The organism is Inconstantimicrobium porci, assembly GCF_009696465.1.
GTDB lineage: Bacteria > Bacillota > Clostridia > Clostridiales > Clostridiaceae > Inconstantimicrobium > Inconstantimicrobium porci.
This window is the reverse complement of sequence record NZ_VULX01000010.1, coordinates 91,492-101,173: the sequence shown is the minus strand read 5'-3', so window position 1 is coordinate 101,173 and position 9,682 is coordinate 91,492. Positions and strand designations below refer to the sequence as shown.

The 9,682-nt window shown below is 31.0% G+C and carries 10 protein-coding genes and 1 pseudogene; 9 read left to right on the top strand and 2 right to left on the bottom strand.

What is annotated here, in order from left to right:
* The 9 genes and pseudogenes from FYJ33_RS08585 to FYJ33_RS08545 form a co-directional block, all read left to right on the top strand.
* On the top strand, positions 1–628 hold a 628-nt coding region (locus tag FYJ33_RS08585; protein ID WP_154531340.1), incomplete at its 5' end, for an IS30 family transposase.
* Positions 629–721: 93 nt separating this feature from the next.
* On the top strand, positions 722–1,003 hold the full coding sequence (locus FYJ33_RS08580; RefSeq protein ID WP_154531339.1) for an IS3 family transposase: 282 nt from the start codon (positions 722–724) through the stop codon (positions 1,001–1,003).
* 16 nt (positions 1,004–1,019) lie between these two features.
* Positions 1,020–1,547 carry an IS3 family transposase gene (locus tag FYJ33_RS08575; RefSeq protein ID WP_328598669.1) on the top strand — a complete coding sequence of 176 codons (528 nt, stop codon included), beginning with the start codon at positions 1,020–1,022 and terminating at the stop codon, positions 1,545–1,547.
* 224 nt (positions 1,548–1,771) lie between these two features.
* Positions 1,772–2,230 (top strand): annotated as a pseudogene (locus FYJ33_RS16325) (IS66 family transposase); the annotation flags it as partial.
* 18 nt (positions 2,231–2,248) lie between these two features.
* Positions 2,249–2,425 (top strand): transposase domain-containing protein, encoded by a 177-nt coding sequence (locus tag FYJ33_RS16840; protein ID WP_328598668.1) that lies wholly within the window; start codon positions 2,249–2,251, stop codon positions 2,423–2,425.
* Between the two features lie 684 nt (positions 2,426–3,109).
* A complete protein-coding gene (locus FYJ33_RS08560; protein WP_154531335.1) occupies positions 3,110–3,997 on the top strand; it encodes an ABC transporter ATP-binding protein in 888 nt (295 codons plus the stop codon).
* A gap of 19 nt (positions 3,998–4,016) precedes the next feature.
* Positions 4,017–4,799, top strand: a complete 783-nt coding sequence (locus FYJ33_RS08555) for an ABC transporter permease (RefSeq protein WP_206046652.1) — start codon at positions 4,017–4,019, stop codon at positions 4,797–4,799.
* 11 nt (positions 4,800–4,810) lie between these two features.
* Complete coding sequence (locus tag FYJ33_RS08550; protein WP_154531333.1) at positions 4,811–4,960, top strand: hypothetical protein; 150 nt, start codon at positions 4,811–4,813, stop codon at positions 4,958–4,960.
* 97 nt (positions 4,961–5,057) lie between these two features.
* Positions 5,058–5,642: an IS30 family transposase gene (locus tag FYJ33_RS08545; protein ID WP_154531332.1), complete on the top strand. Its 585-nt coding sequence runs from the start codon at positions 5,058–5,060 to the stop codon at positions 5,640–5,642.
* Between the two features lie 245 nt (positions 5,643–5,887).
* Here the strand turns inward: FYJ33_RS08545 and FYJ33_RS08540 are convergent, their stop codons facing one another.
* Together FYJ33_RS08540 and FYJ33_RS08535 are read right to left on the bottom strand one after the other, a co-directional pair.
* Positions 5,888–7,648 (bottom strand): S8 family peptidase, encoded by a 1,761-nt coding sequence (locus tag FYJ33_RS08540; RefSeq protein WP_154531331.1) that lies wholly within the window; start codon positions 7,646–7,648, stop codon positions 5,888–5,890.
* Positions 7,638–9,467, bottom strand: coding sequence for a S8 family peptidase (locus FYJ33_RS08535; RefSeq protein ID WP_277642880.1), 1,830 nt, complete (start codon positions 9,465–9,467; stop codon positions 7,638–7,640). The genes FYJ33_RS08540 and FYJ33_RS08535 overlap by 11 nt, the downstream gene beginning before the upstream one ends.
* Positions 9,468–9,682 lie beyond the last annotated feature (215 nt).

The window sequence follows — 9,682 nt, the reverse complement described above, 5'->3', positions numbered from 1 at the left end:
TTTAGGATTACTATCTATTAAGAATGCTGCTCTTCCGTTAAAGCTTCGTAGAAGCACCAAACATACAGTTGTGAAAAAGCATAAGAAGATACTTGGTAAAAGCATCTCAGAGCGTCCTACACACGTCAATAACCGCCAAGAATTTGGACATTGGGAAGTTGATACTGTAGTAGGTGAAAAAACTAATAGTGACAGTGTACTACTTACAATTGTTGAGCGTTTGACTCGTAATGCTATAGTGCTTATGATTCCGTCAAAAACTGCTGAAGCAGTTACCGAAGCCTTTAACTATCTTAAAGATGTCTATGGAACTCAGTTTAGCAAGGTTTTTAAAAGCATTACTGGGGATAATGGCTCTGAATTTGCAGACTTATCCACACTTGAAAATCACACTGAAACTAAGGTCTATTACACACATCCTTATTCATCATTTGAAAAAGGCACAAATGAGCGTCATAATGGGCTAATACGTCGATTTATCCCCAAGGGAAAGCGTATATCTGATTATAGTGTTGATAACATAGGTTTTATTGAAGAATGGATGAACACACTTCCACGTAAAATCTTAGACTACCGAACTCCAGAGGAGCTTTTTGAAAAGTACCTCGATGAGATCTATGCAGCTTAAAAATTCAAGGGTTCAAATGGAAAAATAAAATTAGTTCAATTTGTTATTGCAATTTATCGTAAAAAAATACACAAGAAATTTGAAGTTAAATGCATGTGCAAAGTTCTTGGAATCAGCAGAGCTGCTTACTATAAGCATGTTCACAGAAAACCGTCCATATATGAACAGGAAAATAAAATCTTAGACAAGAAGATACTTGAAGAGTATACCGCCTCAAAAAGGCGTTACGGAGCTCCTAAGATTCATAAAACGCTGCAAAGCAAAGGAATTACTGTCAGTCTAAAACGTGTTCAGAAAAGAATGAAAAAGCTTGGAATAAAGTCAATCGTTATCAAAAAAATGGGAACCTTCATGCCAGTCAAAGGAAAATGTTGAACAAAAAGAAAATCTTATTAAGGGCGATTTCTCCGCCGAGACAATCAATAAGAAATGGCTTACAGACATAACTTACATTTATACACAAAATGAAGGCTGGTGCTATTTGGCTTCTGTTTTTGATTGCTGTAGTGCTAAAATTGTTGGATGGTATATGTCCAAGACTATTGATGCTGAGCTAGCTGTTCAGGCCGTAAAAAATGCAATAAGCAATCAAAATCCTGATACTAAAGAACTAATCATTCATAGTGACTTAGGATCACAATACACAAGCAATAAATTTGAACAATATTTAGCTGATTTATCTATTAAACACTCTTATAGTAAAAAGGGATACCCCTATGATAATGCTCTAATGGAAGCATTTCATTCCTGCTTTAAAAAAGAAGATGAAAGAATGAATAAATATGCTGACTTTGACGATGCAAGAATATCGACATTTCAATATATTGAAAGCTGGTATAACAGAAAAAGAATTCATAGCAGAATTGGTTATATGACTCCTCAGGACTATGAAGATTTTATTGTAAAAAAATCTGCTTAAAAAACTAAAAAAATGTGTCTACTATATTGACATAGGTCCACTTACATATAAATCCTATATGATAAACATGAATGGAGAATCGTATAGATTAAAAGCGACAAAGAAATGGATGAAGGAGGCTTGAACCGCTTTTACATATTTCCCATATTTTGATGGCTGATTTTTTAGTGATAATTTGGTCTCCTTCGTAAGTATAAAATACAAGAGTCCCTTTAGACTTTTCATTGCCTAGTGTTTTTACAACATTAGCAAATCTACGTCTTGCATGTGCCTTATCTTATTTCTCGAATAAGGCACATCTTAGGAGATATTTTATTGATGCAATACCTTCAAAACTTAAACCATCAAAAGAAATTACTAACGCTGAAAAAGGGCGTAATTATTGCAACGAGCTCTTTAAAATTGAGAAAACCTTAAAGAATATGGATTGCGACAAGCGCAAAGCGGAGCGTGTAAAGCAGGAAAAGCCTGTTTTAGATGCTTTTTGGTGTTGGCTTGAATCACTCAATCCATTAAGGGGTTCTAAACTTGGCAAGGCAGTTTAATATGCTATTAACCAGAAACCTTACATGGAAAATTATCTGCTTGATGGAAGATGTTCTATATCAAATAATATTGCTAAAAACAGCATTCGTCCATTTACTATTGGACGTAAAAACTGGCTCTTTTCGGCAAGCACCAAAGGTGCTGAAGCCAGTGCAATAATATACAGTCTCATTGAAACAGCAAAAGCAAATAGCCTTGATGCTTATAAATACATAGAATTTTTATTGAATACAATGCCACATCTTGAAAAAGATCAGTCACCTGAAAGCATTTCAGAAGTTATGCCTTGGTCCGACATTGCAATTGAAAATTGCATAGATAAAAAGAAATGAGTAAGATTTCACTAATTATGATAATCCTACTCATTTTCTTTTACAATATACTCTTTTATTAGTCGCTTACAATCAATTAAATTATATAATTACACACGTTTCCAATCACATAAATAAGAATTTATTGTATCAACTTAAATTATTTATGATTATTTCTATTCTAATATTATATTTATTATGTGCATTTATTAATCATATTGCATCAGATTTGTATTTACTTGTTCCAAAGTGAGTAAATAATAGTTACAGCATTATATATGTTTTTTATACTTTTTCCTTCAATACAAAAATGAAATATCAAATAGTAGCCCCCAACAATTTTTACACTAAATTAAATAAAAAACTAATTTAGACATATATGTCCAAAAATATACATATTTTATTTAATTCATGTAAAAAAGTTACTGAATTATAGACACTTTTAATTTTAATTAAAGAAAACTTAAGTTCAACATGTTATTAATATGGAAATAAACATGGAGAATTATTTATATATTGTAATACTATTCGTGGATATAATGATAAAATAATAAAAAACTATTGATTTTAGTCAGAATAAGGACTATATTGAAAATAAAGTAAAAATAGTTTTGCTTTTTGATTATTAATTACAAAAATGTATATAAACCTCTTTAGGTTACTATTATAATATTTGTTTCACAATGTAAAAGGAGAAAGGAAAATATGCTTGAAATTTGTAATATTAGTAAAAAATACAACACTAAAGATACGTTCTTTAGTAACAAAAATATAAATCTTAAAATTGATGAGGGAGAAATTATTGGCTTTTTAGGAGCTAATGGTGCAGGAAAGACAACACTAATTAAAATTATATGTAATTTAATTAGTCCAACTAATGGAAAAGTGTTAATAAACGGAAAAGATATAAAAGACAATCCTGATGAAGTACATAAAAATGTTGGAGTAGTGCTAGAGGGAGCGAGGAATGTATATAATTTTTTATCTATTGACTATAATATTGACTATTTTACATATTTAAATAAGTTAGATCCTGAATTAATAAAAGAAAGAAAAGAAAAGCTATTAGAACTATTTGAATTGAAAGAGAAACATGATGTTCCAGTAAATAGTTTGTCTAGAGGAATGCAACAAAAAGTAGCGATAATAGTAGCATTATTAAAAAATCCAGATATTTTAATTTTAGATGAGCCTACATTGGGATTGGATGTTGTATCAAAAGAAAAAATGATTAAATTATTGAAAGAAATAGCAACTAAATTTAATAAAACACTAATTGTTAGCTCTCACGAAATGAATGTAATAGAAAATCTTTGTGATAAAATTGCGTTCTTTAACAAAGGACAACTTACCCAATATGATACCATAAATAATCTGAAATTTAGTAATAATTATACATATTCTGATGTAGTAGTTGTTAAACAAGATAATATTGTTGAGTATCTGAAAAAAAATCATATAACATATACAGAAGAAGATGATTTTCTAGACTTTAAGATTAAAAATGTAGTAAAGTTTATATCTGAATTTCCTGATATAAATGTTATAAAAATAGAAAAAGAGTATGATAAAATTGAATCTCTCTTTAATTAATACAGAGGAGGTAAAGTATATGACTTTGAAAAATTTAATAAAAGCAGAATTTGTTATGTTGTGGGGAGAGTTGAAAAATTACTATCTAAATTATATATTTTATAATTTGTCTACATTAATAGCATTTATAGGGCTATTTTACTCCTTTAGAAATAACAAAAGTCAAAGTTCTCTGCTACTTCTATTTGGACTTGTTACGTGGCAGCTATGTTCCACAGCTATAAGCTATATGGCGGGTGTAATACAAGATGAAGCAATGATGGGGACTTTAGAACAAATTTTTATGACAAGAACGAGTGTTATAGGAGTTTTTGCCTCAAAAATAGTAGTTAATTGTACTTTTTGTGTTTGTAAAGCTATGATTATTTTTATTATATGCTCATTGGTTTTTAATGTACAAAATAATATATTGACATTAGGATATAAAAACTTATTTATTATTCTTATTATGATATTATGTGTGATAAGTTTTTATACATTAGGATTAGTGTTTGGTGGGTTAACTTTATATTTTAAAAAGGTACAACCTGTTTGCAATGTATTTACATATATATTGCTTTTCTTTACAGGAATAACCACTTCTGTATCTGGCCTGCCTAAAATAATTCAATCAATAAGTTATTGTATACCAATTACATGGGCAAATAGATGTTTCGACCAAATAGTTAATAAGGGGTTATCCTATAGTAATGATATGATATTCCTATTACTTAATGTAGCAATATATACATTCTTGGGATATATAGCATTTACTCATTGTATCAAAAAAGCAAAAAAATTAGGAAAGTTAGGTCAATATTAGGAGGGGTAAAAATGGAATATAAGTTTTCAAATTATAATATTTTAACTAAACATAATGGGAAAAATATGGTGTTTAACTCTAGGACTCTATCTGTTGCAGAACTTGAAGATTATGAGTATGAATTGTTTTCCGATAATCTTATTAATAAAATTATTGAGTGACTAATTGTATAATGAAATTGAACCAATAAAAAATCCATAGTGATTACCCGTGTTATAATTAAGTTGTGAAAGCAAAATAACAAGGAGGATAATCACTATGAATTACCTATATCATAACACAGAATCACGTAAAAATAAACACTTGAATTTCAAAGAGCGCATGACTATTGAAATACGCCTTGCAGACGGTTGCTCTGCATATAAAATTGCCAAAGAATTGCAAAGACCAATCAATACTATTATCAATGAAATCCGTCGTGGAACTACTACTCAAATCAAGCAAGGAAAACATGTTGAAATGTACCTTGCAGATACTGGTGAAGCAGTTACCGAAGCCTTTAACTATCTTAAAGATGTCTATGGAACTCAGTTTAGCAAGGTTTTTAAAAGTATTACTGGGGATAATGGTTCTGAATTTGCAGACTTATCCACACTTGAAAATCACACTGAAACTAAGGTCTATTACACACATCCTTATTCATCATTTGAAAAAGGCACAAATGAGCGTCATAATGGGCTAATACATCGATTTATCCCCAAGGGAAAGCGTATATCTGATTATAGTGTTGATAACATAGGGTTTATTGAAGAATGGATGAACACTCTTCCACGTAAAATCTTAGACTACCGAACTCCAGAGGAGCTTTTTGAAAAGTACCTCGATGAGATCTATGCAGCTTAAAAATTCAAGGGTTCAAATGGAAAAATAAAATTAGTTCAATTTGTTATTGCAATTTATCAGCATTTAATAATACATATTCAATAAAATAAATGAACTTAGTATTAAATTATCACTAAAAATTAGTATACCCACGATATTATTCAAAATACCATGGGTTTAATATTATTATGAAGTGTCTCATTAAAATCTGTCACCATCTTAACACCCTGTGACTTGATATATCACTACATCTTGTTCATTCATTATTATAAGTTTGTAAATACCCCCAATAAATCAAGAATGCCATATCCCCATTCTATATTCGGGTATATATCATTTTTTCTTCTATATGTTCCCCTTAATATATAGGACTTAAGGGTATTAGAATACATATAAGGATCATTTCCTTTCACTATTCCCCATTCAAATAGCAATAAAGCAGCGCCAGCAGCTACAGCAGCTGACACACTAGTTCCTGTAATATAAACTCTTCCATTATTTAAAAATATACATTTTACATCTACTCCACCAGCAGCAACGTCTATTTCAAAAGCTTGTATAGAGGTAGTGGCTAAGCCTGATTTAGGATAAACAGTTATATTGTTTTGATTGTAATTGCTTATAGTTAAGGAATACCTGCTTGTACTTGGATTGGTTATTGTTCCACAAGTACATGGAGAAGTCAATGAAGTTGCACCCTTTAACATCTTCCTGGAAAACATCCAAATATCATATCTTCCATCAAGAACATAATTACCATAAACTCTTATTTTCCATATTCCAGGTTTTAGTCCAGCAAAATATACGCTTATAAGTTCATCTCCAGATAAATCCTCAGGAAGATAATATTGAATTAAAACCTCTGTTTCTTCTATAACAAATTTAGACACATCCTGCTGCTTAAATAAAGCGGGTATAGTTCCACTGCTTTCTCCTGTAGGTGATATAATACTAATAGAAACTTTATTGGGTTTTAATGTCCATAAATCTAACATTAAGAACTTTTGACTATCAACATATAATTGAGTTTCTTTTAAATCTCCATTTCCCTCAAGAATACTAAAAGCATGATTTCTACCTTCACCTTCATCACCTGAACTATTTACTACAGAAACTCCCACGTTACTGCATACATCATCTATATAAGATTCTAAAATACCATTAAATCTATGATTGCCAAGTGTTGTACCTAGCGGCATATAAATAACTGTTGGTTTGTTTTCACTTAAAGCAAAATCTAAAATATAATTAATTGCTGACATAATTGATGCCATATCATATAGTTCTTTAGTTTCTGTTAATCTTTCAGATACTAAATCCCTGCCTAATTTTACAACTACAAATTCACATTGTGGCGCTGCACCTTTTATTTCAGGATCAAAACCAGATGCACCAATAACTCCAGCCATAGCAGTACCATGCCCTATATCATCTTTAGATGCAACAATACTATAGGGATCTTGTCCTGCTCTTTGTGCAGCTAATGCTTTATTAATATCTTCATTTGTATATTCAGTGCCCCAGGATATTGAGTCTTGCCCGGTAGTTGTTGTTTCTCTTGGAAGACTCTGATCCCAGATTCTTAGAATTCTTGTATTACCATCGCTAGTTTGAAATTCTCTATTTGTATAGTCAATTCCAGTATCAATTATGCCAACTACAGTACCCTTACCGCTTAAACTAATAGATTCATTAGAAGCTACATCATTGATATTAGCTGCTTCAAGTGGGTTAATCGATACTTTTTCATTAAAATCTATTATATCTAATGTGCAGTAAATACAATACTTTGCTATATAAACAACAGATGGAAAAGGATTATTTGCTAAAGTTAATCTATCTTCCATGACACTTTCAAATCTTTTTGTAATAATAACGTATTTATCATTTATTACTGTAATATACATTTCCTTTTCTAAACCAAGAGGTGCTTCACTTACGATATCCCCCTGGTATTCAGCTACATATTTTACGTATATCGGATTGTTAAAAGTAAAGAATGGCGCATTACTAAACCTAAATCTCAACAAATCTCACCTCCATATTTTGTGGAATTCTCACGTATAAGTTATTAGTATAATATTCTGTATAGTCTGCAATACCTCTAGACTCTAATTTAAGACCTGAAATACTATTAAATATTTCTAATAAATCAAGTGTTCCATATCCTAAACTATAATCAGGATATCTTGTAGTAGTGTTTCTAAAAGCTCCAGCAACAAGATAACTTAAAATTTTATTAGCATACATAGTAGAATCATTACCATCAACTATTCCCCACTGCATAAGTAAAGCACATGTACCAGCTACAATTGAGGTAGCCGCAGAAGCACCAGTTACTGTTACTTTACTACCATTGGTACTGGTAGCATAAATACTTATACCTGGTGCAGCAATATCTGGTTTGATAATAGGAAATAGGGGAAATCCCCTGCCTGATGCTGGAACTATACTATTCTTTTCCTGATTGTAATATGATACAGAAATTACATCACTTGATGCTCCTGGTGCAGTAAGTGTCTGATTTGGATCAGGCTCTAAAAATCTGATGTCAGGCTTTAATGTCACAGATGGTGGAAGCCAGATATCAAACCTGCCATTAACTATATATTCACCTTTTAACCTTATTTTCCATATACCAGATTTAATAGACGAAAATGATAAAAGAAAAACCTGTAATCCCGTAATATTATCTGGGTTGTAAAAATTAACTTTCAGATCTGTATTTTCAAATATATATCTCACATTTTTTTCTTTATAAAGATTGGAAGACATAAACTGAGAACTTTCTCCTGATGGAGAAACAACAGCTATCGACATTTTGTTAGGACGTCTGACGAAGACCCTGAATTGTAAAAGCTTCATGCTGTTTCCAACTTTCAATTCAACATCTTTTATATCATCAGCTCCAGATAGATATCCTGAAGCGTGTGTTTCTGCAGCTCCTTCATTACCACAGCTGGCTACAAAAACAAGCCCTCTGTTACTAGCAATCTTACTTAAGTATCTAGAAAATACATCGCTGGAATCATGGCTGTAATCAGAAGTACCTATAGAATTCAAGATAATCATTGGTTTTTTTGCCCTCAATGAATAATTTTTCAAGTACTCTATTCCTGCTATTATAACACTAAGGGAATATACTGGAACGTTTTGAATGCCCTCATCAGCAAGCTGATTTTTAAATTTTTGTGACTCTTTAAGTTTTACTATAGCAAATGTACAATCATTAGCTACACCTGCAACATCTTGGTCATAGCCCCTTGCACCTGCTATACTTGCCATCTGAGTACCATGTCCTATTTCATCTCTAGAGGGCACTATAGCATAAGGATCATTCCCGCTAATTTTTGCTTTAACAGCTTCATTGATTTTATCATTATCATAAACTGTACCAGTAAATACTTCATTTGAATTCTCAGTGGTATTTGGTGAACTTATAGTCTGATCCCATATAACCTCGATTCTAGAAGTGTTATCTTCTCTTAAAAATTCCTTGTTTGTATAATCTATACCAGTATCAACAATTCCAATAATTACCCCTCTTCCAGTCAGGTTTAAATAAGGATTAATCTTTATGGGCTGAATATTGCTAACGTCTGTTACACTTGTATCCTGCAAAACATACTTATTCCTAAAGTTTACAAATATTATAGCAGGCACAGCTTTTTTAAGCTCATCAATCCTATCATCTTTAATGGCTAGTATTGCTAATTTATCAGTAATTTTAAAGGCACATGCATAATCAATATCCTTCATTTGTTCTAATAGATTCCCTCTGTATTCTATTAGATACTTTTCAACATCATTTTGCTCTATAAATAAACTACAAGCCTGTCTATTCACAAAAACAGCTCTCCTAATTTAGTAATCATTATAAATATATTTATTAAATCTGATGTTTATTCAAATAATCGCTGCAAGAAATATTACGAAGCCCTGTCGTTTTCAACACATTTTCCTCGTATTAGTAAACACTATATCTAAACATAAAAAAACTGATAAAAAGATTCGTTATAAAATCTTTTTACCAGTTCAAAATTCTTCTTCTACTGGAGTAG

Bases quoted from the DNA above. Each gene is read 5' to 3' on its own strand.
- FYJ33_RS08580 (WP_154531339.1), top strand. From the start codon at position 722: ATGTGCAAAGTTCTTGGAATCAGCAGAGCTGCTTACTATAAGCATGTT.
- FYJ33_RS08560 (WP_154531335.1), top strand. From the start codon at position 3,110: ATGCTTGAAATTTGTAATATTAGTAAAAAATACAACACTAAAGATACG.
- FYJ33_RS08555 (WP_206046652.1), top strand. From the start codon at position 4,017: ATGACTTTGAAAAATTTAATAAAAGCAGAATTTGTTATGTTGTGGGGA.
- FYJ33_RS08550 (WP_154531333.1), top strand. From the start codon at position 4,811: ATGGAATATAAGTTTTCAAATTATAATATTTTAACTAAACATAATGGG.
- FYJ33_RS08545 (WP_154531332.1), top strand. From the start codon at position 5,058: ATGAATTACCTATATCATAACACAGAATCACGTAAAAATAAACACTTG.